The organism is Caenispirillum salinarum (assembly GCF_044803115.1).
In the GTDB taxonomy this organism is placed as follows: domain Bacteria; phylum Pseudomonadota; class Alphaproteobacteria; order Rhodospirillales; family Rhodospirillaceae; genus Caenispirillum; species Caenispirillum salinarum_A.
This window is the reverse complement of sequence record NZ_CP085224.1, coordinates 436,707-459,543: the sequence shown is the minus strand read 5'-3', so window position 1 is coordinate 459,543 and position 22,837 is coordinate 436,707. Positions and strand designations below refer to the sequence as shown.

25 protein-coding genes are annotated in these 22,837 nt (G+C 68.4%); 13 read left to right on the top strand and 12 right to left on the bottom strand.

What is annotated here, in order from left to right; all coding sequences use genetic code 11:
* Positions 1-5: 5 nt before the first annotated feature.
* From LG334_RS02165 to LG334_RS02135, 7 genes are all read right to left on the bottom strand, one after another.
* Positions 6-350, bottom strand: coding sequence for a 4-fold beta flower protein (locus tag LG334_RS02165; protein WP_404382871.1), 345 nt, complete (start codon positions 348-350; stop codon positions 6-8).
* A 179-nt stretch (positions 351-529) separates the two neighbouring features.
* Positions 530-1,822 (bottom strand): adenosylhomocysteinase, encoded by a 1,293-nt coding sequence (gene ahcY / locus LG334_RS02160; RefSeq protein ID WP_404382869.1) that lies wholly within the window; start codon positions 1,820-1,822, stop codon positions 530-532.
* A 237-nt stretch (positions 1,823-2,059) separates the two neighbouring features.
* Positions 2,060-3,838: a phosphoenolpyruvate--protein phosphotransferase gene (gene ptsP / locus LG334_RS02155; protein ID WP_404386456.1), complete on the bottom strand. Its 1,779-nt coding sequence runs from the start codon at positions 3,836-3,838 to the stop codon at positions 2,060-2,062.
* A gap of 76 nt (positions 3,839-3,914) precedes the next feature.
* Positions 3,915-4,199 (bottom strand): HPr family phosphocarrier protein, encoded by a 285-nt coding sequence (locus LG334_RS02150; protein WP_404382867.1) that lies wholly within the window; start codon positions 4,197-4,199, stop codon positions 3,915-3,917.
* 5 nt (positions 4,200-4,204) lie between these two features.
* Positions 4,205-4,609, bottom strand: coding sequence for a PTS sugar transporter subunit IIA (locus tag LG334_RS02145; protein WP_404382865.1), 405 nt, complete (start codon positions 4,607-4,609; stop codon positions 4,205-4,207).
* A complete protein-coding gene (rapZ, locus tag LG334_RS02140) occupies positions 4,606-5,559 on the bottom strand; it encodes an RNase adapter RapZ (RefSeq protein WP_404382863.1) in 954 nt (317 codons plus the stop codon). Before rapZ ends, LG334_RS02145 begins: the two co-directional genes overlap by 4 nt.
* On the bottom strand, positions 5,556-6,011 hold the full coding sequence (locus LG334_RS02135; protein ID WP_404382861.1) for an HPr kinase/phosphorylase: 456 nt from the start codon (positions 6,009-6,011) through the stop codon (positions 5,556-5,558). Before LG334_RS02135 ends, rapZ begins: the two co-directional genes overlap by 4 nt.
* Before the next feature lie 143 nt (positions 6,012-6,154).
* On the opposite strand from LG334_RS02135, the gene LG334_RS02130 reads away from it, so the two are divergent.
* From LG334_RS02130 to LG334_RS02080, 11 genes are all read left to right on the top strand, one after another.
* Positions 6,155-7,042, top strand: coding sequence for an AEC family transporter (locus LG334_RS02130; RefSeq protein ID WP_404382859.1), 888 nt, complete (start codon positions 6,155-6,157; stop codon positions 7,040-7,042).
* Positions 7,043-7,123: 81 nt separating this feature from the next.
* Entirely contained in the window at positions 7,124-7,711 is a 588-nt protein-coding gene (locus LG334_RS02125; protein WP_404382857.1) for a TetR/AcrR family transcriptional regulator, read from the top strand.
* 241 nt (positions 7,712-7,952) lie between these two features.
* Positions 7,953-8,660, top strand: a complete 708-nt coding sequence (locus tag LG334_RS02120) for a response regulator transcription factor (protein WP_404382855.1) — start codon at positions 7,953-7,955, stop codon at positions 8,658-8,660.
* Positions 8,661-8,666: 6 nt separating this feature from the next.
* Entirely contained in the window at positions 8,667-10,451 is a 1,785-nt protein-coding gene (locus LG334_RS02115; RefSeq protein ID WP_404382853.1) for a stimulus-sensing domain-containing protein, read from the top strand.
* An 80-nt stretch (positions 10,452-10,531) separates the two neighbouring features.
* The gene (gene hisH, locus LG334_RS02110) at positions 10,532-11,176 is read left to right on the top strand and encodes an imidazole glycerol phosphate synthase subunit HisH (RefSeq protein ID WP_404382851.1); all 645 of its coding nucleotides are present in this window, start codon (positions 10,532-10,534) and stop codon (positions 11,174-11,176) included.
* Entirely contained in the window at positions 11,173-11,904 is a 732-nt protein-coding gene (hisA, locus tag LG334_RS02105; protein WP_404382849.1) for a 1-(5-phosphoribosyl)-5-[(5-phosphoribosylamino)methylideneamino]imidazole-4-carboxamide isomerase, read from the top strand. The genes hisH and hisA overlap by 4 nt, the downstream gene beginning before the upstream one ends.
* A gap of 228 nt (positions 11,905-12,132) precedes the next feature.
* Positions 12,133-12,891, top strand: a complete 759-nt coding sequence (hisF, locus tag LG334_RS02100) for an imidazole glycerol phosphate synthase subunit HisF (RefSeq protein WP_404382847.1) — start codon at positions 12,133-12,135, stop codon at positions 12,889-12,891.
* A gap of 15 nt (positions 12,892-12,906) precedes the next feature.
* The gene (locus tag LG334_RS02095; protein ID WP_404382845.1) at positions 12,907-13,254 is read left to right on the top strand and encodes a phosphoribosyl-ATP diphosphatase; all 348 of its coding nucleotides are present in this window, start codon (positions 12,907-12,909) and stop codon (positions 13,252-13,254) included.
* Between the two features lie 148 nt (positions 13,255-13,402).
* A complete protein-coding gene (locus LG334_RS02090; RefSeq protein ID WP_404382843.1) occupies positions 13,403-13,765 on the top strand; it encodes a histidine triad nucleotide-binding protein in 363 nt (120 codons plus the stop codon).
* Between the two features lie 105 nt (positions 13,766-13,870).
* Positions 13,871-14,086 (top strand): hypothetical protein, encoded by a 216-nt coding sequence (locus tag LG334_RS02085; protein WP_404382841.1) that lies wholly within the window; start codon positions 13,871-13,873, stop codon positions 14,084-14,086.
* A gap of 325 nt (positions 14,087-14,411) precedes the next feature.
* On the top strand, positions 14,412-15,338 hold the full coding sequence (locus tag LG334_RS02080; RefSeq protein WP_404382839.1) for an ornithine cyclodeaminase family protein: 927 nt from the start codon (positions 14,412-14,414) through the stop codon (positions 15,336-15,338).
* An 82-nt stretch (positions 15,339-15,420) separates the two neighbouring features.
* Here the strand turns inward: LG334_RS02080 and LG334_RS02075 are convergent, their stop codons facing one another.
* The gene (locus LG334_RS02075) at positions 15,421-15,951 is read right to left on the bottom strand and encodes a copper chaperone PCu(A)C (RefSeq protein ID WP_404382837.1); all 531 of its coding nucleotides are present in this window, start codon (positions 15,949-15,951) and stop codon (positions 15,421-15,423) included.
* A 95-nt stretch (positions 15,952-16,046) separates the two neighbouring features.
* Positions 16,047-16,466 carry a DUF2946 family protein gene (locus LG334_RS02070; RefSeq protein ID WP_404382835.1) on the bottom strand — a complete coding sequence of 140 codons (420 nt, stop codon included), beginning with the start codon at positions 16,464-16,466 and terminating at the stop codon, positions 16,047-16,049.
* 92 nt (positions 16,467-16,558) lie between these two features.
* Between LG334_RS02070 and LG334_RS02065 the strand changes: the two genes are divergently transcribed.
* Both LG334_RS02065 and LG334_RS02060 read left to right on the top strand, forming a co-directional pair.
* Positions 16,559-17,323: a HugZ family protein gene (locus LG334_RS02065; RefSeq protein ID WP_404382833.1), complete on the top strand. Its 765-nt coding sequence runs from the start codon at positions 16,559-16,561 to the stop codon at positions 17,321-17,323.
* Between the two features lie 163 nt (positions 17,324-17,486).
* Positions 17,487-19,094 carry a phosphoenolpyruvate carboxykinase gene (locus LG334_RS02060; RefSeq protein ID WP_404382831.1) on the top strand — a complete coding sequence of 536 codons (1,608 nt, stop codon included), beginning with the start codon at positions 17,487-17,489 and terminating at the stop codon, positions 19,092-19,094.
* Between the two features lie 98 nt (positions 19,095-19,192).
* Here LG334_RS02060 and LG334_RS02055 read toward each other — a convergent pair whose 3' ends face one another.
* From LG334_RS02055 to LG334_RS02045, 3 genes are all read right to left on the bottom strand, one after another.
* On the bottom strand, positions 19,193-20,200 hold the full coding sequence (locus LG334_RS02055; protein WP_404382829.1) for a hypothetical protein: 1,008 nt from the start codon (positions 20,198-20,200) through the stop codon (positions 19,193-19,195).
* Positions 20,201-20,398: 198 nt separating this feature from the next.
* Positions 20,399-21,373: a hypothetical protein gene (locus tag LG334_RS02050; protein ID WP_404382827.1), complete on the bottom strand. Its 975-nt coding sequence runs from the start codon at positions 21,371-21,373 to the stop codon at positions 20,399-20,401.
* Entirely contained in the window at positions 21,366-22,823 is a 1,458-nt protein-coding gene (locus LG334_RS02045) for a hypothetical protein (RefSeq protein ID WP_404382825.1), read from the bottom strand. The genes LG334_RS02050 and LG334_RS02045 overlap by 8 nt, the downstream gene beginning before the upstream one ends.
* Between the last annotated feature and the right edge of the window lie 14 nt (positions 22,824-22,837).

Sequence of the window (22,837 nt, the reverse complement as noted above, 5' to 3'; positions counted from 1 at the left end):
GGCCGTCAAATCCCGTAGCGGCTCCAGGCGAACTTGCTCTCGGGCTTGATCGGCGGCGTGTCGTTGATGGCGGGCGTCGGCGAAAGCCCCAGCCCCGGCGCCAGCGGCGGGTCGCCCAGGATGGGCGTGGTGACCGGCAGGGCGCGTGCGTCGCGGGTCCAGCCCATGACGCCGCCGTCGTGCCCCTTCATGTGGCCGTCCTGCCACCAGCCGACGTGGCGGCCCTTCAGGTCATGCACGTTGCCGCCGCGCGTGATCCGCCCCAGGAACCGGCCGGTGCGCGAGACGATGTGCCCGCGCGGCGCGACGAAGGCGGTGGCGTGGCCTCTGGAATCGTAGATGGGCGTCATCTGGCGTCCTCCGTGGTGATTTCGATCACGTCGGGAAGAAACGCGCGGGCGCCGCCGCCGGGTCCGAAGGAAGCCGCCGCCGCCGAACGGTGCCACGTCGCAGAGGATGTGAGGAACGACCCGCGAATGAAAAAGGGGCACCCCGCAGGGCGCCCCTTTTCCAGATTTATGCCGCCACCTTAGTAGCGGTAGTGCTCCGGCTTGTACGGGCCGTTGACCGGCACGCCGATGTAGTCGGCCTGGTCCTGGCTCAGGGTCGTCAGCTTGACGCCCAGCTTGGCGAGGTGCAGCTCGGCCACCTTCTCGTCCAGCTTCTTGGGCAGGACGTAGACCTGGTTCTCGTACTTGTCGGCGTGGTTCCACAGCTCGATCTGGGCCATCACCTGGTTGGTGAAGGAGGCCGACATCACGAAGCTGGGGTGGCCGGTGGCGCAGCCCAGGTTCACCAGGCGGCCTTCGGCCAGCAGGATCAGGCGCTTGCCGTCGGGGAACTCAACCTCGTCCACCTGCGGCTTGACGTTGTGCCAGGTGTAGTTGCGCAGGGCGCTGACCTGGATCTCGCTGTCGAAGTGGCCGATGTTGCAGACGATGGCGCGGTCCTTCATGGCCCGCATGTGGTCGATGGTGATCACGTCCTTGTTGCCGGTCGTGGTCACGAAGATGTCGCCGACGGAGGCGGCCTCTTCCATGGTGGTGACCTCGTAGCCCTCCATGGCGGCCTGCAGGGCGCAGATCGGGTCGATCTCGGTCACCAGGACGCGCGCGCCCTGGCTGCGCAGCGATTCGGCCGACCCCTTGCCGACGTCGCCGTAGCCGCAGACCACGGAGATCTTGCCGGCGATCATGACGTCGGTGGCGCGCTTGACGCCGTCCACCAGCGATTCGCGGCAGCCGTACAGGTTGTCGAACTTGGACTTGGTGACGCTGTCGTTCACGTTGATGGCGGGAACCTTCAGCGTGCCGGCCTTGGCCATCTCGTACAGGCGGTGGACGCCCGTGGTGGTCTCTTCCGACAGGCCCTTCACGTCGTCCAGCAGGCCCGGGAACTTGTCGTGCATGACCTGGGTCAGGTCACCGCCGTCGTCCAGGATCATGTTGGGGCGCCAGCCGTTCGGACCCTCGATGGTCATGTCGATGGCCCACCAGAACTCCTCGTCGTTCATGCCCTTCCAGGCGAACACCGGGATCTCGGCGGCGGCCATGGCGGCGGCGGCCTGGTCCTGGGTCGAGAAGATGTTGCACGACGACCAGCGGACCTCGGCGCCCAGCGCCGTCAGGGTCTCGATCAGCACGGCGGTCTGGATGGTCATGTGCAGGCAGCCGGCGATGCGCGCGCCCTTGAGCGGCTGCGACGGGCCGTACTCCTCGCGCAGGGCCATCAGGCCCGGCATCTCGGTCTCGGCGATGGCGATTTCCTTGCGGCCCCAATCGGCCAGCGAGATGTCCTTGACCTTGTAGTCGGTGAACGTCATGGAGCCCTCCAAGCTTGAATGCGTGGCAGGGCGGGGCCGCACGGGCGCGCCGGTGTCCCTGCCGGAAAAACCTGGAGGCTGTATATCTTCCCCGCCCGGCATTGGCAAGAGGGATATAAAGATATCTTTATATGGCTATGCGATTGCCGGACGCGGCGATGCCCGAACGCAAGCGGCTTCCGCCCATGCGAGGCGGAAGCCGCTTGTCCTGCCATGCCCTGTGACGGCGCCCGGCCCCTATTCCAGCGTGGCGTTGAAGTCGTCCAGCAGGGCGCCGATGCGCGCCGGGTCCCATTCGGTCATCACCGCCATGGCGCGGCGGGCCGCCTCGGCGATGGCAAGCTGGCAGACGCGCTGCTTGACCCGCGGGATATTGGTCGAGGACATGGACAACTCGCGGAACCCCAGGCCCAGCAGCAGCGCCGTCAGGCGCGGGTCGCCGGCCATCTCGCCGCAGATGGAAACGGGGATGCCGGCCCGGTTGGCGGCCTCGCCGGCGAACTGCACCAGCCGCAGCACCGCCGGATGCAGCGGATTGTAGAGGTGCGCCACCGAGTCGTCGGTGCGGTCGATGGCCAGCGTGTACTGGGTCAGGTCGTTGGTGCCGATGGCGAAGAAGTCGGCGTGGTGCGCCAGCGCATCGGCCGCCAGCGCCGCGCCCGGCACCTCGATCATCACGCCCAGCGGCGGCAGCGGGTCGGGCAGCGGCACCCGGCGGCTCTGCAGCCGGCGCACCACCCGGTCCATGACCGCACGCGCCTGCGTCAACTCGTCGGGCGCGCTGATCATGGGCAGCAGGATGCGCACCGGCCCGTAGGCCGAGGCGCGCAGAATGGCGGCCAGCTGGGTCTCGAACAGGTCGACGCGGGCCAGGCTCAGGCGAATGGCCCGCAGACCCAGCGCCGGATTGGGGCCGATGCGCCCGCCCACCAGCGAGCCCAGCTTGTCGCCGCCGGCATCCAGGGTGCGCACGGTGACGGGCCGACCGTCCATGGCATCCACCACTTGGCGCAGAAGCGCCGTCTGCTCGTCCTCGCCGGGCATGTCGGTGCGGTTCATGAACAGGAACTCGCTGCGCAACAGCCCGATGCCCTCGGCCCCGGCGTGCATGGTGGCCTCAAGCTCCGACGGCAGCTCGATGTTGGCGTGCAGGCGCACCTGGACGTTGTCGCGGGTCACCGCCGGCACGTCGCGCAGGCGGTCGAGCGCCCGGCGCTGGCGCAGGAAGTCGGCGCGCCGCTTGCGGTAGTCGGCCAGCGCGTCGGCGTCGGGGTTGAGCACCACCTGCCCCACGGTGCCGTCCACCACGATGGCATCACCGTGGCGCACCCGGCGCGTCAGGTCCTGCACGCCGACCACCGCCGGCAGTCCCAGCGAACGCGCCATGATGGCGGTGTGACTGTCGGCCCCGCCGACCTCGGTCGTGAAGCCGGACACCGTGTGCGGGTCCAGAAGCGCCGTGTCGGCTGGCGACAGATCGTGCGTGACGATCACCGAGTCGCGCCCGATGCCGGAGAAGGCCCGGTACGGCGACTTGGTCAGGTTGCGCACCAGTCGCTGGCCGATGTCGCGGATGTCGGCGACGCGACCCGCCAGGTAACGGTCCTCCATGGCCGTGAAGGCGGCGATCAGGTCGCCGATTTCCTTCTTCACGGCAGCTTCCGCGTTCACCCGCTCCTCGGCAATGCGGTTGGACACGCCGCGCACCAGGCGCGAGTTCGACAGCATCTGGTGGTAGGCGTCCAGCAGGTAGCCCAGTTCCTCGCCGGCCGCACCGGGCAGGCGGTCGGCCCGGCGGCGCAGGGTGTGAAGCTGGCGCTGCGCGGCGTGGACGGCCTCGGCGAAGCGATGCTGCTCCGATTCGACTCGACCTTCGGGGATGCGGTATTCGGGCGCGTGAACGGCCCCCGCCTCGTGCAGGTAGACCGTACCCACCGCCACGCCGGGCGCGACACCCAGCCCGGACAGAATTTCCATGGGACGCACCGTCCCGCTGCCCGGCGTTTCCGCCGCCATCAGCTCCTCCCGCCGTTCGCCCCCGTTGTCCGTCGACTGCCCCACCCGATGCCGCACCTCCTCGCGCGGCGACCGGTCAGTCTTCATGGAACTTGTCGTCGATCAGTTGGACGATGGCGTCCAGCGCCGGCCCGGCATCGTCGCCGGCGGCGCGGATCTCGATGGTGGTGCCGGGCGAGGCCGCCAGCATCATCAGCCCCATGATGGAGCGTCCCGACACTTCCTGGCCCCGATTCACGACGGTGATGTCGGCGGTGTAGTTGGCGGCGAGCTTGACGAACTTGGCGGCGGCGCGCGCATGCAGGCCGCGGCTGTTCGTTATCGTTGCCTCGCGCTTCTGCATCTCCTGGACGGTCCCCATGACGATCACGACTCCTGCGTCAACAACTTTGACGCGACGTTTATGTATTTGCGCCCGGCCTCCTGGGCGGCGGCGACGGCGTCGGCCAGGTCCTTGGACCCGCGCACCGACGCCAGCTTTATAAGCATAGGCAAATTCACGCCGGCGATCACCTCCACCTTGGCCTTGTCCATGATGGAAATGGCCAGGTTGGACGGCGTGCCGCCGAACATGTCCGTCAGAAGAACGACTCCCGCGCCGGTATCGACCTGCGCAACGCGCTCCAGGATGTCGGCGCGGCGCTGCTCCATGTCGTCGTCGGGTCCGATGCACACGGTGCTGATCTGCTCCTGCGGACCGACCACATGCTCCAGCGCCGCCACCAGTTCCTCGGCCAGGCGGCCGTGGGTCACGAGAACCATACCGATCATGGACTTTCCCTCATATCCCGCCCCGGCGGCAGCGCCTGGGGGTCGACGTCGCGATGACGCACGGTGACCGGCACGTCGCGGTCGCGCAACCAGCGCGCCAGCCGTTCCACCGTGAACACCGACCGATGCTTGCCGCCGGTGCAGCCGACGGCGATGGTCAGGTAGCTTTTGCCCTCGGCTTCGTAGCGCGGCAGCAGCGGCGCCACCAGCCGCGTGATGCCGTCGAAGAAGCCGGGCCAGTCCGGGTCCGCCTCCACATAGGCGGCGACGCGCGCGTCGACGCCGGTGAAGGGCTTCAGTTCCGGAACGTAATGGGGGTTGCGCAGGAAGCGCGCGTCGAACACCAGGTCGGCGTCGCGCGGCAGGCCGTCGCGGAAGCCGAAGCTGGTGACGCAGACCGTCATGCCCGGCGACGCCGCCAGCGCGAACTTGGTCTCCAGGTCCGCCCGCAGTTCGCGCGGGGGGCGCCGGGTGGTGTCCATCACCACGTCGGCGACGTCGCGCAGCGGCTTGAGCATCTGGCGTTCCAGCTGGATGCCGTCCAGCAGCGGCAGGTCGACGGCCAGCGGGTGGCGGCGGCGGGTTTCCGTGAACCGCCGCATCAGCACCTCGGTGTCGCTGTCCAGGAACACCAGGTTGGCGTCGACGTGGTCCTCGTCGCGCAGGGCGGCCATGACGCGCTTGACCCCGTCGACATCGAAGTCGCGGGTGCGCACGTCGATGCCCAGCGCCAGGGGACGCCGAATGCCGCCGCCGGCGTGCAGCAGGCCGTCCAGCAGGGCGAGCGGCAGGTTGTCCACCGCTTCCCAGCCCATGTCCTCCAGCGCCTTGAGCGCCGTGGTCTTGCCGGCCCCCGACAGGCCGGTGACCACGACGACGCGCCCCGCCGTGGAGGACGGGGCCCGGGAGCCGGCGGCGGCTGGTGTATCCTGCTGCGTCACTTCGGTCATTGTGGGGAAAGACTATCGTCCGAGACGATACGGACCGCAAGCCGAACCTTGGCCGGCGCGCTTGCCTCGAAGGGGTCGAGCACGATGCGGCGCACGGGATGGTCCGGCAGCAGAGCCTCCGCCTGCGGATCGGGCAGGCGCTCCACGGCGCCGGCCTCGTGCACCAGATCCACCAGCAGGGCCACGGGCACCGGCGCGGGCGGCGCGGTTTCCGGGCACAGGCGCACGATGCCCACGCCGCGCACCTCCATGAGGCCGGCAATGGTTTCCGGCGCCGCAGCGGTCAGCACGCCGTCGCGGAGATAGAGGTCGGTGTAGTCGTCGGAGACCAGGGTGGCGCCGGCATCAATCAGCCTGAGCGCGAGATCGGACTTTCCGCTTCCCGACGGCCCGCGCAACAACACCCCGACCCCCTCCACCGCCACGGTCGTGACGTGCATCCTGGTGGTCATGCAGGCAAGGTGCGCCTGCCCGCGCGGGGTGTCAATTCCTGACCGCGTTATGGGACCATTGCCGCCGCCCGCTTCCCCCGCGCCCCGTGCCCTGGTAGCCTTTCGGCCCCCTTGTTGCCGCCGATCAGGACCTTTCCGCCCCCATGAACCTGGACGTCTTTTCCACCCTGTTCTCGGTCATCGCGCCGGTGTTCCTGATCGCGGCCATCGGCTATGGCTGGGGCAAGAGCGGCAAGACCTTCGACACGCCCATGGTGACCATGCTGGTCATCAACATCGGCGTGCCCTGCCTGGTGATCGACGTCCTGCTGAACGCCGAGCTGTCCGCCGAGGCGCTGACGGAGATGGCGCTGGCGGCCTTCCTGGCGCTCTCGGCGACGGTGGTCGTCTCGGCGATCGTGCTGAAGGCGACGGGTCTGTCCTTCCAGGCCTACCTGCCGGCGCTGACATTCGGCAATACGGGCAACATGGGCCTGCCGCTGTGCCTGTTTGCGTTCGGGGACGAGGGGCTGGCGCTCGCCATCGGCTACTTCGTGGTCTTCATCGTCCTGCAGTTCACGTTGGGAATCGGTGTGGCCTCGGGCCGGTTCTCGCCGAAAGAGCTGGCGCGCAGCCCCGTCATCATCGCCGTCATCATCGCGCTCGGCCTCATGGCCGGTGACGTCACGCTGCCCAAGTGGGCCGACAACACCATCGGGCTGCTGGGCGGCATGACGATCCCGCTGATGCTGCTGACGCTGGGCGTGTCGCTGGGACGTCTGCACGTGCAGACGCTGGGGCGCTCCGCCGCGCTGGGGTGCCTGCGCCTCGGGCTGGGTTTCGCCGCCGGCTGGGGCGTGGCGGAACTGATGGACCTGGAGGGCATCGCGCGCGGCGTGGTCATCGTGGAAAGCGCCATGCCGGTGGCCGTCTTCAACTACCTGTTTGCCGTGCGCTACAACGCCGCGCCGGCCGAGGTGGCGGGCATGGTGGTGATTTCCACCGCGCTGTCCTTCGCAACGCTGCCATTCCTGCTGCTGGCCGTCATGTAGTGGCGTCTTGCGAAGCCGGGCACCTGGTCCACATCTAGGACCAGTATTTCGCTGCTCATCGCACCATTTCAGAAGACTGCCATGCCGCGCACCCGATCCTTCGACCGTGACGACGCCCTGGAGGCCGCGCTGGGCCTGTTCTGGGCCAAGGGGTACGAGGGGACGTCGCTCGCCGACCTGACGCGCGCCATGGGGCTGTCGAAGTCCAGCCTGTATGACACCTTCGGCGACAAGCACGCCCTGTTCCTGGCCGCCTTCGACCGTTATGCCGACACGCGCATGCGCCCGGCGCTGGCGATCCTGGAGGACGACGGCCGCCCGGCGCGCATCCGGCTGGAGGCCTTCCTGCGGCGCTTCATCACGCTCAAGGTGCGCGACGGCGACCGGCGCGGCTGCATGATCGGCAACACGGCCGTGGAACTGGCCCCGCACGACGAGGCCGCCGCCGCCCGCGTCAAGGGCGCCCTGGCGCATATCGAAGAGGCTCTGCACACCCTGCTGGCAGAGGCCCGCGACACCGGCGAGATCGACCCGGGGAAGGACCCGCGGGCACTGGCCCGCTTCCTGACGGCGATGGTCCAGGGCCTGCGGGTGCTGTCCAAGGCCGACGCCGATCCCCGCGCGCTGGACGACGTGGTGCGACAGACGCTTTCGGTGCTTGATGTTTGAGTCCGGTCGGGCACATGAAAGCGACGGCTCGTCGCCCGGCAAGGCCGACCGGCCGCCGCGCCTTATGGCGCGTGAGGCGGCGTGCCGATTGAACGCAGCGCCGGCGATTTTTATCGCCGGCGCGTAAAAGCCGGCCGACAAAACCCCCACAAGGCTTCATTTTCGCCATAATGGGCGACCAAAAGTGGCAACACCGCCGCACCCGGAGCGGCGCACGGCATGATTTCGCGGAGGACTGGCGTTGAGCAAGACCATCGCCCTGGTGGACGACGACCGCAACATCCTGACCTCGGTCTCCATCCTGCTGGAGTCCGAGGGCTTCAAGGTCACCACCTACAACGACGGCGCCGAGGCCCTGGACGGCCTGGAACGCGCGCCCGCCGACCTGGCGGTGCTGGACATCAAGATGCCCCGCATGGACGGCATGGAACTGCTCCAGCGCCTGCGCAAGGACACCGACATGCCGGTGATCTTCCTCACCTCCAAGGATGACGAGGTGGACGAGCTGTTGGGCCTGCGCATGGGTGCGGACGACTACATCAAGAAGCCGTTCAGCCAGCGCCTTCTGATCGAGCGCATCCGCTCCGTCCTGCGCCGCGCCGATGCCCGCGCCGGGGCCCCGGAAACCGGCGCCGAGGCCGCGCCGGACGCCATCAGGCGCGGCGAGCTGGTGATCGACCCGGCCCGCCACATGGTCACCTGGAAGGGCGAGAGCGTGGACCTGACGGTCACCGAATTCCTCATCCTGCAGGCCCTGGCCCAGCGTCCGGGCCACGTGAAAAGCCGCGACCAGTTGATCGACATCGCCTATGGCGAAAGCATCTACGTGGACGACCGCACCATCGACAGCCATATCAAGCGCCTGCGCAAGAAGTTCCGCGCCGTCGACGGCGACTTCTCGCAGATCGAGACGCTCTACGGCGTGGGATACCGCTACAAGGAAGCCTGATTGCGCATGGGCCTCGTCGCCGACCGCGATGACTGGAACAAGGGCAGCGCCGCCGACGACTCCGCCGGCGGTGACGGCACCGCCCTGACCGGTCGCGCCGCCCGCCGCCGCGCCCGCGCCCAGCGCCGCAGCCAGCGCCGCCGCCGCCCGTGGCTGAGCCCGCTCACCCGCCGCATCCTGGCCGTGAACCTGGTGGCGCCGGCCCTGCTGGCCTTCGGCATGCTCTATCTGGATCAGTACGAAGAGGCCCTGGTCGCCGGCGAACTGACGGCCCTGCGCACCCAGGCGGACCTTATCGCAGCCGCCGTCGGCGAGGGCGCGGTCGAAGTGCGCGGCAGCGGGTCCGAGGCCGTGCCGCTGATCCCCATGACCACCCACCGCATCGCCAACGATCCGGCCCGCCAGATGGTCCGCCGGCTGGCCGACCTGGGCGGCATGCGGGTGCGCCTGTTCGACCACAACGGCCTGCTGGTCGCCGACAGCCGCCTGCTCATGGGGGCCGGCGGCCTTGTGCAGGTGTCCGACCTGCCGCCGGTGGAGGACACCGACACCCTCATGGGGATGTTGCGCAAGGCCTATGACTGGCTGCGCGGCTCGGTCGCCTTCCGCCGGGACGTCCAGCCCTACATCGAGCGCCCCGACCAGACCGCCTCCGATTACGACGAGGTCGTGGGCGCCGTGGAAGTGGGCGAATCGGGCACCGCCGTGCGCCGCCGCCGCGACAGCACGCTCGTTCTTTCCGCCGCGACGCCGGTACAGCACTACAAGCAGGTCGTCGGCGCCGTCATGGTGCAGAAGAGTGCGGCCGACGTGGACCGCAGCGTCTTCGAGGTGCGGCTTGCCGTCCTCAAGCTGTCGGCCGTGACGCTGGCCGCCACCGTTCTGCTGTCGCTCTACCTGGCCGCCGCCATCGCCCGGCCGCTGACCCGCCTGTCGCAGGCCGCCGAGCGCGTGCGCCACGGCAAGGGGCGCGTGCTGGCGATTCCCGACCTGTCGGCCCGCAAGGACGAGATCGGCGACCTGTCCCAGTCCCTGCGCGAAATGACCGAAGACCTGTGGGCGCGCATGGACGCCATCGAGGCTTTCGCAGCCGACGTGGCGCACGAGATCAAGAATCCACTGACCTCGCTGCGCTCTGCCGTCGAGACCACCGCGCGCGTCAAGGACCCCGAGCAGCAGCGCCGGCTCATGGCCGTCATCCTGGACGACGTGCAGCGCATGAACCGCCTGATTTCCGATATCTCCGACGCCTCGCGCCTGGACGCCGAACTGTCGCGGGCCGAGACCGAGCCCGTCGCGCTCGGCACCATCCTGGACACGCTGGTGGAACTGCACAACGCCTCGGACACCGACGGCGCGCCGCGCTTCGTCCTGGACGCGCCAAAGGGGGATACGCTGGTGGTGCCGGGGCTGGAGGGTCGGCTCGCGCAGGTGTTCCGCAACCTCATGGGCAACGCCGCCGGCTTCAGCCCGCCCGGCGGCACCATCACGGTGCGCGCCCGCCGCGACGACGGCTGGGTGCGGGTGACCGTCGAGGACGAAGGCCCCGGCATCCCACGCGGCAAGGAGCGCGACATCTTCAACCGCTTTTATACGGAACGTCCGGCGGGCGAGAAATTCGGCACCCATTCGGGCCTCGGACTGTCCATCTCCAAGCAGATCGTCGAGGCCCACCGGGGCGCGATCCGCGCGGAAAACCGCCGCGACGACATCGGAACCGTGCTGGGCGCGCGGTTCATCGTCACCCTGCCGGCCGATGGCGAGGCCGCGGGCGGCGAGGCGGCGGAATAACGGTCTGGCCTCCACGGGCTTTGTTTGCCCGGCGCTTCCTGCTACAAGACCAGCGTTTTTTCCCCGTTCAAGGGACCGTCATGACCGTCGCGATCATCGATTACGGCTCGGGCAACCTGCGGTCGGCCGCCAAGGCGCTGGAGCGCGCGGTGGCCGAGAGCGGCAGCACCCAGAGCGTCCTGGTCACCGCCGACACCCAGGCCGTGCGCGAGGCCGACCGCATCGTCCTGCCCGGCGTCGGCGCCTTCGCCGACTGCCGCCGCGGGCTCGACGCCGTGCCCGGCATGGTGGACGCCCTGCGCGAGACCGTGCTGGAGAAGGGCCGCCCGTTCCTGGGCATCTGTGTCGGCATGCAGCTCATGGCCACGAAGGGCCTGGAGCACCGCACCGCCGACGGCCTGGACTGGATCTCCGGCGAGGTGGTGCGCATCCACCCCCGCGACCCGGCGCTGAAGGTGCCGCACATGGGCTGGAACGAGCTGGTCTTCGACCCCGGCGCACACCCCATGTTCGACGGCATCACGCCGGGCGATCACGCCTACTTCGTGCACAGCTATCACTATGTGCCGCACGACCCGGCGCACCGGCTGGCGACCGTCGAATACGGCGAGACGCTGACCGCCTGTGTCGGCCGCGACAACCTGTTCGGCACCCAGTTCCACCCGGAGAAAAGCCAGGCCACCGGCCTCAAGCTGCTCTCCAATTTCTTGCGTTGGGCCCCATGATCCTGTTTCCCGCCATCGACCTGAAGGACGGTGCCTGTGTCCGCCTGCTCAAGGGCGAGATGGACAAGGCGACCGTCTTCAACACGTCTCCCGCCGACCAGGCCAGCGTCTTCAAGGACGCGGGCTGCGAGTGGCTGCACGTCGTCGACCTGAACGGCGCCTTTGCCGGAAAGCCGGTCAACGCCGATGCCGTGGAGGCGATTCTCGCCGTCACCGGGTCCGACATGCCCGTGCAGTTGGGCGGCGGCATCCGCGACCGCGCCACCATCGACATGTGGCTGGAAAAGGGCGTTAAGCGCGTGATCCTGGGCACGGTCGCGCTGCGCCACCCCGAGCTGGTCAAGGACGCCTGCAAGGCCCACCCCGGCCGCATCGCGGTCGGCATCGACGCCCGCGACGGCATGGTCGCCGTGGAAGGCTGGGCCGAGACCAGCGAGATCACGGCCATCGACCTCGCCATGAAGTTCGAGGACGCGGGCGTGGCGGCCATCATCTACACCGACATCGACCGCGACGGCGTGCTCTCGGGCCCCAATGTCGAGGCCACCGCGGCCCTGGCGGAGAAGATTTCGACGCCTGTGATCGTCTCGGGCGGCGTCTCCTCGCTGGACGACCTGAAGGCGTGCAAGGCGAAGGCCGACACCGGCATCGTCGGCGTCATCTCGGGCCGCGCCGTCTACGACGGCCGCATCGACCTGGGCGAGGCGCTTGCGGTGCTGAAGGACTAGACGGGGTGCGGCGAGGCCACCAAGACACCAAGAACACCAAGAGACCGCGCTGACGGCGCCGGTATCGCGTCAGCGTCGACGGCGGTCGTAGGAAGGCGCCCTTCGGGCGCAATCAACCGGTCCCGATGCCGGCGCATTGGGAAAGGTCGGTACCGCCAGCACATCTTCTTGGTGTCCTTCGTGTCTTGGTGGCTATAAAGGCACGCTGGTACGGACGAAGGAAACGTCATGCTCAAGATGCGCATCATTCCCTGCCTGGACGTGAAGGACGGCCGCGTCGTCAAGGGCGTGAACTTCGTCGGCCTGCGCGATGCCGGCGATCCCGTGGAGCAGGCCCGCGTCTACGACGCCGCCGGGGCCGACGAGCTTTGCTTCCTGGATATCACCGCCAGCCACGAAAAGCGCGACACGCTCTATGACGTGGTCGCGCGCACGGCCGAGCAGTGCTTCATGCCGCTGACCGTCGGCGGCGGCGTGCGCACGGTCGAAGACATCCGCAAGCTGCTGCTGGCCGGGGCGGACAAGGTGTCCATCAACACCGCCGCCGTCCACAACCCGGATTTCGTGCGCGAGGCGGCCGAGAAGTTCGGCAGCCAGTGCATCGTCGTCGCCATCGACGCGAAATCCGTCGGGCCGGACAAGTTCGAGATCTTCACCCACGGCGGCCGCAATCCCACCGGCATCGACGCCGTGGAATGGTCGAAGAAGATGGAAGAGTTGGGCGCCGGCGAAATCCTGCTGACCAGCATGGACCGCGACGGCACCAAGCAGGGCTTCAACCTGCCGCTGACCCGCGCGGTGGCCGATGCGGTGTCCATCCCCGTCATCGCCTCGGGCGGGGTCGGCACCCTGGACCACCTGGTGGACGGCATCACGGAAGGCCACGCCACCGCCGTCCTGGCCGCCTCCATCTTCCACTTCGGCGAATACACCATCGCCGAGGCCAAGGCACACATGAAGGCCGCCGGCGTGGCCGTGCGCGACTGAGAAAACGGACACCCCATGAGCAACGACGCCTCCGCCGCCGTCCTGGACGAGCTGTTTTCGGTGATCGAGAGCCGCAAGACGGCCGACCCCGACTCAAGCTACACCGCCAAGCTGTTCGCCAAGGGCCGCAAGAAGATCGCCCAGAAGGTCGGCGAGGAAGGCGTGGAATGCGCCATCGCCGCCGTCTCGGAAACGCCCGACGACGTGGTGGCCGAAAGCGCGGACCTGCTTTATCACCTGATGGTGCTGTGGGCGGAACAGGGCATCACGCCCGATCGTATCTATGCCGAACTGGGCAAGCGCGTCGGCGTCTCGGGCCTGACCGAAAAGGCCGCCCGCGCCAAGAACGGCAAGCCTATGTAGAGAGCCCTTGTCCGGTCACCGACCGGACAAGGGCGAATAGGGTCGTGACTACGACCCCGCGCCGGTCAGGCGCGTGAGGCTGCGTGCCGCGTGAACGCAGCCCTGGCGCAATCGCGCCAGGGCGCACTCAAGCTAAAGGGAGCATTCGATGGCCTACGACGACAATAACGTGTTCGCCAAGATCCTGCGGGGCGACATTCCCTGCCGGAAGGTCTACGAGGACGACCACGTACTCGCCTTCGAGGACATCGAGCCCAAGCGCCCCGTCCACGTGCTGGTCATTCCCAAGGGCAAGTATGAGGATGCCACCGACTTCGGCGAGAACGCCTCCGACGCGGAAATCGCCGCCCTGCACCGCGCTGTCGCCCGCATCGCGCGCGACAGCAACATCGACGGCACCGGCTATCGCCTCATCGCCAACACCGGCGCCAACGGCGGGCAGGAGGTGCCGCACCTGCACTTCCACATGCTGGGCGGCGCCCCGGCCGGGCCGATGATCAAGAACCAGTAGAATTCCTTCTGCTCATTGACGGATGTCATGGGGCGCCCCGTCGGCGCCCCTTATGCTGTGGGTCACATTCTTATTTCCGCATGTATCACGAGAAAGGATCGACCCATGCGCTTTCTGCCGATTCTCCTGCCTGTGTTCATGCTGGCGCCGATCCTGATCTGGATGGGGCTTGAGATGTTCGTCATCAAGGGCGACGCCGCCCGCTGGCTGTCCGGCAACCTGTGGGAGGTGGGCCTGGGCCTGGCCGTCACCTTCGCCGCCTGCATCGCCGTGTCCAAGTTCGTCGCCGACAGCATCACCAACACCATGCGGCATCACTAAAGCCGCCGGTATCGCCTTGCCCCGCCCCTTCGCCAGTCCCTCCCCCCTGAGAGCGGAACGGCGGGGCAGGTCGCGGCCGGTGGTCGACGGGATCAAGTCCTCGGACCTTTCGAACGGTGTCGAGCCGCGGGAGCCGGCCGCGAACAGGCGGAGGGCGGATGGTTCTGGGGGACCCTCCGCCCTCCTGCCGTCTCCACCCGTCCCGCCGCCGGTCCACCCGTCCCGCGCCCGGCAATCCGGAGCGGCCCTTTACGCGCCCCCGCCCGACCTGGATGATGAGGCCAATCGGCCAACGACCACGATCATTCAGGAAGGACCCCGCCCCATGCGCCTGCTGACCGCCGAGGACGTCGCCCGGACCCTCGAACCCCGCGCCCTCGTCGATGCCCTGCGCGAAGGGTTCAAGGCCGGCGCCACCGTGCCGCTGCGCCACCACCATCCGCTGCCCGGCGAGGACAACGCCAAGGGGATGCTTCTGCTCATGCCGGCGTGGCGCGAGGGTGCGTACCTGGGAGTGAAGATCGCCACCGTCTTCACCGAGAACCCCAAGCGCGGCCTGTCGTCGGTGATGGGCGTCTACTACCTGTGCGACGGCGACACCGGCACGCCGCTGGCCGTCATGGACGCCACCGAACTCACCCGCCGGCGCACGGCGGCCGCCTCGGCGCTGGGGGCGGACTACCTGGCGCGGCCCGACGCCCGGACTCTGCTGGTGGTCGGTACGGGCGCGCTGGCGCCCCACTTCATCGCGGCCCACCGCGCCGTGCGGGACTACGAACGGGTGCTGGTCTACGGCCGGAACCGCGAGACGGCGGACGAGCTGCGCAAGGAGGTTCACGGCGTCGAACTGGTGGAAGACCTGCGCGCCGGCGTGGACGCCGCCGACGTCATATCGTGCGTCACCACCTCCCACGACCCGGTGGTGCCGGGCGCTTGGCTCAAGCCCGGGCAGCACCTGGACATGGCGGGCGGCTTCACGCCGCGCATGCGCGAAACCGACGACGATGGCGTCACCCGCGCGTCGGTCTTCATCGACAGCGACGGCGCGCTGAAGGAGGCCGGCGACATCGTCCAGCCCATGACCGCCGGCGTGCTGAAGCCCGACGACATCAAGGGCGACCTGTTCCAGCTGACGCGCGGCGAACGTCCGGGCCGCCGGTCGGCGGACGAGATCACCCTGTTCAAGAGCGTCGGCAACGCCATCGAGGATCTGATCGGCGCCGCGCTCGCCTACGAGTCCAGCGGCGCCTGAGGACCGGAACGCGAGTGGGGCGGCTCTCCCGGAGCCGCCCCATTCGCATGATCGTCGTCGCGTGATCGTCGTCGCGCGGGTCTCAGTGCTTCATGCCGCCCATGCCGTGGCCGCCGCCGGCGGACATGGCGCCGACGCCCTTCACATGGGTCGCCACGGTGGCCGTCTCGCCATTGTCCAGGGTCAGCGTGATATCGAACACCTGCCCTTCCTCCAGCGGCGCGTGCAGGCCCATGAGCATGACGTGGTAGCTGCCCGGCTGCAGCAGCGTGGTGCCGTTGGCCGGCACCGCGATCTTCTCCACCTCGCGCATCTTCATGACGTCGCCCTCCTTGATGTGGGTGTGCAGTTCCACGGTTTTGGCGACGTCGGAGGCGGCCGCGACCACGGCCCGGTCCTCGGCACCGGTGTTCTTCAGCATCAAGAAGGCGCCGCCGTTGCGGGCCATGCCGGCAGAGGCGCGGGCCCAGGGCTGGTGGATTTCCACGGCACCGGCGGTGGCGGCGGGCGTCGTCGTCGCCTCGCCGCCCTCGGCGGCGTGGGCGGCGGCGGTCAGGCCGGCGGCGAGCATCAGGCCGGCGGCGGCGGCGGTAAGGGTACGCAGCGTCATCATGGAAAAGTCTCCCGACCATGCCGGCGGTCATGCGCGGCATGGGATCATGTCGTCGTCTGGAAAGGGAACGCGCTGGGTCGGGCCAAGGAGCCGGCTCAGGCCGCCGGCGGGCCCCGCGCCAGGCGCGACCACGGGCGGCGGTCGGCATGGGGAGACGACGGCGACTCGGCGGAAACCTGGAGCGGCAGGGCAGCCGGAAGGGGAGCGGCCGCGACCGGCGCATCCAGGCCGCAGAAGCCGAGCGCGGTGCAGACGGGACAGGAGTGGCTCGCGCCGGAAGGGGATGCGGCGCGGCCGCGCGCGTCCTGCTGGTCCGGGGTCATGGCGCGCGGCCCGTAAGCCGTGCAGACCACCAGAGAGCGCGGGAAACCATCGGCCCCGACCGGAAGGGGAACGGCCTGTCCCAGGGGCACGACGATCTGCAACAGCAACGCGACGCTCGCCAGCCAGACGGCGAATCCGCCGGGGCCGGAGCGTTCGCGCCCACGGCGCGCGGTATATGAGCGATGCTGCATGGGGCGCAGTGTGGCGCGTTCCCAACCGTTTGGGAAGACCTTGCCGCGCAACCGGCCTTTACGCCGCGCCGGCGGCGGGCGATGATCGGCCCATGCGCAAGGACATTCCCACCATCAAGCCCGGCCGCAGCCATCGCGACGCCGTCCGGCGGCTGCTCCGGGGTGCCCGCCGGGCGAGCCTCGCCACCACCATGGCCGAGGGCGGTGCGCCCTACGCCAGTCTGGTCACCGTCGCCACCGACCAGGACGGCAGCCCGATCCTGCTGCTGTCGGGCCTGGCCGACCACACCCGCAACCTGACGGCCGAGCCCCGCGCCGCCCTGCTGGTGGACGAGGCCGAGGGGCTCGACAACCCGCAGACGGGCCCGCGCGCCACCGCCCTGGGCCGCATCGAACGCCTTGCCGATCCCACCCGGGAGGAGCGTGCCCGCCGCCGCTTCCTCGCCCGGCATCCCGCCGCCGCCATGTATGCCGGTTTCGGCGACTTCGGCTTCTACCGCATGACCGTGGAGCGCGCGCATTTCGTCGGCGGATTCGCCCGTGCCGTCTGGATCGACGACGGGCCGTCCCTGCTCACCCCGCCGGCCTTGGCCGCGGCCATGGGCGATGCCGAGATTTCCATCATCACCCACATGAACGATGACCACGCCAACGCCGTTGACCTCTACGCGCGGCGCCTGTGCGGGCGGTCGGGCGAGGGATGGCGCATGGCCGCCATCGACGCCGACGGGTGCGATCTGGTCGCCGGCGAACAGGCCGCGCGCCTGCCGTTCGATCCGTCGTTGACGGACCCGTCCGCGGCGCGGGAGACCCTGGTGGCGCTGGTGAAAAAGGCGCGGGCGGGTGGTGCGGAATAGCCCTTCGGACGTACCACACGCGACACGCTAAAAACCTTCGCAAAACTGCCATCCTCACGGTTGCCCGCGCCCATTTGAGCCACTATTGTACGCGCGTTCCGATTCGGCAATTTAGTGTCTTCGAATCGCGCGTTCACGAAACGTCATTAGCGGGAGCCTCGTGGTGCAGCAGTCCGGTCCCTACATCAGTTCGAATGGTCTCGAAACCCTGGGCCTGAAAAACCTGGCCCATGTGCATTGGAACTACACCTCGGCCCAACTGGTCGAGGAGGCCATGAAGCGCGGCGAGGCTCAGCTCGCCAAGGGTGGCGCCCTGGTGGCCGACACCGGCGTCCACACCGGCCGGTCGCCCAACGACAAGTTCATCGCCGAGGACCCATCGGTGAAGGACACCATCGACTGGGGCAACGTGAACCGTCCGATCTCGGTGGAGAACTTCGAGAAGATTCACGCCCGGATGCTCAAGCACCTGGAAGGCAAGGAAGTCTTCGTGCAGGACTGCTTCGCCGGCGCCGACCTGGACCACCGCCTGCCGGTCCGCGTGATCTGCGAGCAGGCCTGGCACAACATGTTCGCGCGCAACATGTTCATCCAGCCCGAGGCCGCCGACCTGAAGGATTTCGCGCCGGGCTTCACCGTCATCCAGTGCCCCAGCTTCGAGGCCGATCCGGCCACCGAGGGCACCCGGTCCGAGACGGTCATCGCCGTGTCCTACGAGAAGAAGCTGGTGCTGATCGGCGGCACGTCCTACGCCGGCGAGATCAAGAAGAGCATCTTCTCGGTGCTCAACTACACGCTGCCCGGCAAGGGCATCCTGCCCATGCACTGCTCGGCCAACATCGGGCCCGAGGGTGACGTGGCCATCTTCTTCGGCCTGTCGGGCACCGGCAAGACCACGCTTTCGGCCGACGCCTCGCGCACGCTGATCGGCGACGACGAGCACGGCTGGGGCCCGAACGGCGTCTTCAACTTCGAGGGCGGCTGCTACGCCAAGGTCATCAAGCTGAGCCCCGAGGCCGAGCCGGAAATCTACGCCACCACCCAGAAGTTCGGCACCATCCTCGAAAACGTGGTGATGGACGAGGGCACGCGCGAGCTGGACCTGGACGACGGGTCGAAGACCGAGAACACCCGCGCCTCCTACCCGCTGGAGTTCATCCCCAACGCCAGCGACACCGGCCGGGGCGCCCACCCCAAGAACATCATCATGCTGACGGCCGATGCCTTCGGCGTGCTGCCGCCGATCAGCAAGCTGACGCCGGAACAGGCCATGTATCACTTCCTGTCGGGCTACACCGCCAAGGTGGCCGGCACGGAAAAGGGCGTGAAGGAGCCGCAGGCCACCTTCTCCACCTGCTTCGGCGCCGCCTTCATGCCGCGTCACCCCACCGTCTACGGCAAGCTGCTGGCCGAGCTGATGGAACAGCACGGCGCCAACTGCTGGCTGGTCAACACCGGCTGGTCCGGTGGGGCCTACGGCGTCGGCCACCGCATGAAGATCAGCCACACCCGCGCCATGGTGAACGCCGCCCTGGACGGCACGCTGGAAAAGGCCGAGTTCACGACCGACCCGAACTTCGGCGTCCAGGTCCCGACCACGTGCCCCAACGTGCCCGACGAGGTGCTGCAGCCCAAGAGCACCTGGGACGACAAGGCGGCCTACGACGCCGCCGCCGCCGACGTGGCGGCCCGCTTCGAGAAGAACTTCGCCCAGTTCGAGGAGCACGTGGAGCCCAAGGTCAAGGAGGCGGCCATCCGCTCGGCCGCCTGAGCCTGACCCGGATCGCCCGCGACTCGCGGATACGGAAACCGGCGCCTCCGCAAGGGGGCGCCGGTTTTCCTTCAGGGGGCGGGACGTGCGGGCGCAAATCAGGGTCGCGGGCGCGGCGGCTTCGGCGGCGGCGGCTTGGGCAGGCCCGTCGTCTGCCCGGCGTGTTCCTCAAGCGCATGGCCGTGGCCGATGTAGTGGGCGAAGGTCTGCGGCCGCAGCTTGTCCCGGCGCGCGCCAAGATCGCGAACTGCAGCGTGAACCCAGAGGGCCGGCTTGCAGCCGTCGCGCGCATGGTCGCGGGACACCTGATCCAGAAGCGCGTCAAGCTGCCCCTGATCCATCCGCACATCCAGGTGCCGGCGGCGGAACGGGTTGCCGCGCCTGTCCTTGAACTGGGGACCGGCGGCGACGAAGTAGCCGTCTTCCAGCACCGTCACGGCCAAGGCGACAAGCAGTTCGCCGCTGTCGTTGCGACCGCAGGGCTGTCGGGGCCAGTCGCCGCCTTGGCGTAGCGAGTCGCTTATATATTCCGCGTACAGGTCCTTCACCAAAAAGCGGGGCCCGGCATCACTCTCAGAGAAAGGCAACTGGCTGACGCCGAAGGCAACCACGGTGAACAGGACACCGAGCCAGAAAAACCGCAGGCTGAGCCTCACGCGCCTCTTCTGGCGAGCCCACGCGATTTTCAGATTTTTCTCCGTGTACGGCTGCATTCTGGGGCGCCGAACGACGATCCTCAAGAAGCGCAGTTCCCTCTTGAGTTCGGCCTTGCCCGGAGAAACGTCGCCGTCGCCGTGCGGCGCTTCCCGACCTTTCAACTCTGCCCGCAGATCCCGCGCCCTGCTTTCCTGAAGGAGCAGGTCCGCCTCGCTCACCCGGCTGGCGATGAGAATGCCGACAAGAAAAAAGGAAAGGGCGCCGAGGGCAGCATCAATGTAGGTCGGGCGCCCGCCGGCCAGGCTCAGCATCGCCGCGGCCGCGGGAACCGCACCCGAGTTCAGGTAGAGGCAGAGCTTGGCCGTTCCGAGGAACGCGCCGTCCAATGCCTCCTCCGCATGGTCGATGCGGTCGATAAGACCATCGTCGGGTTCGCCGTCGGACGTCATTGGAACCAATCCAGGAACCGATCGCCCCACCACGGCTTCCGACGGGGCTTATCAACCGGACCGGGAGTTGAAACCGGCTCGGTCCACTGCTCGGACGAACCCTCGCCTTCATCCATCCCGAGGGCCTCCCGCAGTGTCTCCAGGAGTCTATCGCCCGCCTCCAGTGTCTTCGGCAGCCCCGCGCTCAATGGTTCACCCTCACCGCAACCGGGACCGGTAGATGTAGACGTGCCCTTCCACCAGTTCGTCCATGGCGCGCAGCTGGTTGGCGTCGGTCACCGCACGGTTGTCGTACCGCACGTAGTAGCGGCACCCGCGCCGCACGCCGTCGTCGTAAATGGGGCGGAAGACGCGCTTGAAGTCGGACCGGCTCATCACGCCGCCCAGTCTCTGCCGGTCGAGCCCTAGGGCCGCCGCCTGATCGGCGCGCGACTGGGGCCAAGCGGGCGACACGATCAGATAGCCGTTGAACGCCTTGACGTTGGCGACGTACTGCAGGCTGCCGTCCGGGTCGTCGCCCGCCCGCCAGCATGCAGGAGACCCGATGCCCGCGCCGCCGCCGGTGACCTCTTCCAGTTTCGCGACCCGGCTTCGGAACACCTGGTTCTGCTGGCGCATGTCGGCCAGTTCGGCCTCCAGGTCCTTTGCCTGCTTCTGTGCCTCCTGCAAGCGGGCCGTCAGGGCCTTCGCGAAATCCTCGGTGGCCTTCAGCCGGCGCTCCGCCGTCTCCCGCGCCTGCCGCTCCGCCTCAAGCTGGCGCTTGACGGCGCTGTACTGCTCGAGAAGTTCCCGCTTGTCGGCGGTCAGCGACGAGGCCAGGTCCTCCTTCTCGGCCCGCTCCTCGGAAAGCTCCTGCTTGAGCCGTGCGACATCGGTTTCCAGGTCTTCGAGACGGACGAGGCGGGAGAACAGGCCATCCACGTCGGCCGGCACGACCTCGGACTTGCCCAGCCCTTTCCCCAGCGCGTTCTCCAGCGCCAGAAGACGCTCGCGCTCCTCCATCAGCGCCTCGCGCGACGGCTCGTTGGTGGCGAAAGCGCCCGACGCGGCACCGATGATGATCACCAGGAACACCATCGCCACCATGACCTCGGCCAGGGTCAGGGCCACGAAGTCGGGCCGCTGGAGAAGGCGGGAGAGATTGCCGAGAGAAGACGGCTGTCGGTTATCCATGTCGCGCCCCCGCGTAGCCGTTGGCCTGCCCGGTCTTTTGCGCCGCGTCGTTGAGGATCGTCGCCAGGGCGTCATCTAGCGTCCGCATGGTTTCCGAGAAATCCGCCGCGATGGCATGCGCCGCAGCCGTCAGCTTGTCGTAGACAGCCTGGGCCTCCGCATTCCAGTGCTGTTGAACGGCCTGGGTGCTTTCCTCGGCAGCCTCCTGGAACGATTTCAGCACCGACTCGCGGGCTGCCCGCATCTGCTCCTGCGCCCGCTGCATTTGGGCGAGGTCGGTTTCCAGGGCCTTGTTGAGCCGCTCACGCCCCTGCGCACTGGCCTCGGCGAAGCCGCTTGTGTGCTCCTCCCAGACGGTGGCAGCCGATGCCATGCGGTCGTTGAGCGTGGCGGAGGCGGCCTCGATCCCCGCCACCGCCTGCGACAGCGATTGGACCGCCGCCGCCATGGACCCGTCGATCCGCTCGAAGGCCTCGGCGCCGGTGCCGATGGCCGCCGCGCCCGCCTCGGAACTGGCGGCGAACTTGTCCATGGCGTTCCGCACCCGGCCCATGTTGGCGTTGGCACCGCTGAGCGTCTTGGAGAAGCCCTGGAACTCCTCGACCGCCGCCTGCATCTTCGCCGCCGCGTCCTGCACCCGCGCATCGAGCGAGGCGATGTTGCCGGCCAGGCCGGAGAACAGCTTGTCCAGCTTCACGTGAACGTGCTCCTCCGGCGGACGGAACGTGCGAATCTGCTCCTCCAGATCACCGATGGCCTTGCTGAGCCGCTCGGTCCCGTTCTGCATGGACGTGCGGATGCTCTCGGCGTTTTCGTTCGTGGTTCCGGCGATCTTCGCGGCCGACTTCTTGTATTCCTCCATCACCTCTTTCAAGGAGGCATCGAGATTCGCCGAGATGTTTTTCCTGGTCTCGTCGAGCGTTTCCTTGAAGCCCTGTTCGATGGTCTCGCCGGCCGCCCGGATGCTGGCGCTGGCGGCGCCGCTGGCCTCGTTGATGAGGTCCACGGCCTTGGTCAGGTTGTAGGTCAGGGTCTGGACGTTCTCGTGGATCTGCCAGCGCGCCTCCTGCTCCTCCTGGTCGATGCGCGGCACAAGCTGGCTGAGCATGGTGCGCAGGTAGAAGCCGTAGATGGTGGTGGTCAGCGCCACACCGAAGCGGCCCAGCAAATGCGCGGCGGCAATGCCCTCTTCCGGCGCGGCCAGCATGCCGAGCAGGCTGGCCGCCAGCGACGTCAGGGTGAACAGGAAACCCAGGAAGTACAGGCTGTCGCCCAGCACGTCGCGGTGCTTGCGCTTGGGGTCCTGCTTCCGGCCCCACAGATGGTAGAGCGTCATGCACAACAGCGGCCAGCCGACCACCACCCACCAGGGCGCGTCCGGCCACCACTGGCCGGCTGCGATCAGCCCGCCCGCGCCGGCGAAAAAGGTCAGCCGGAATCCTTTCCCCAACCCCTGCGGACTGC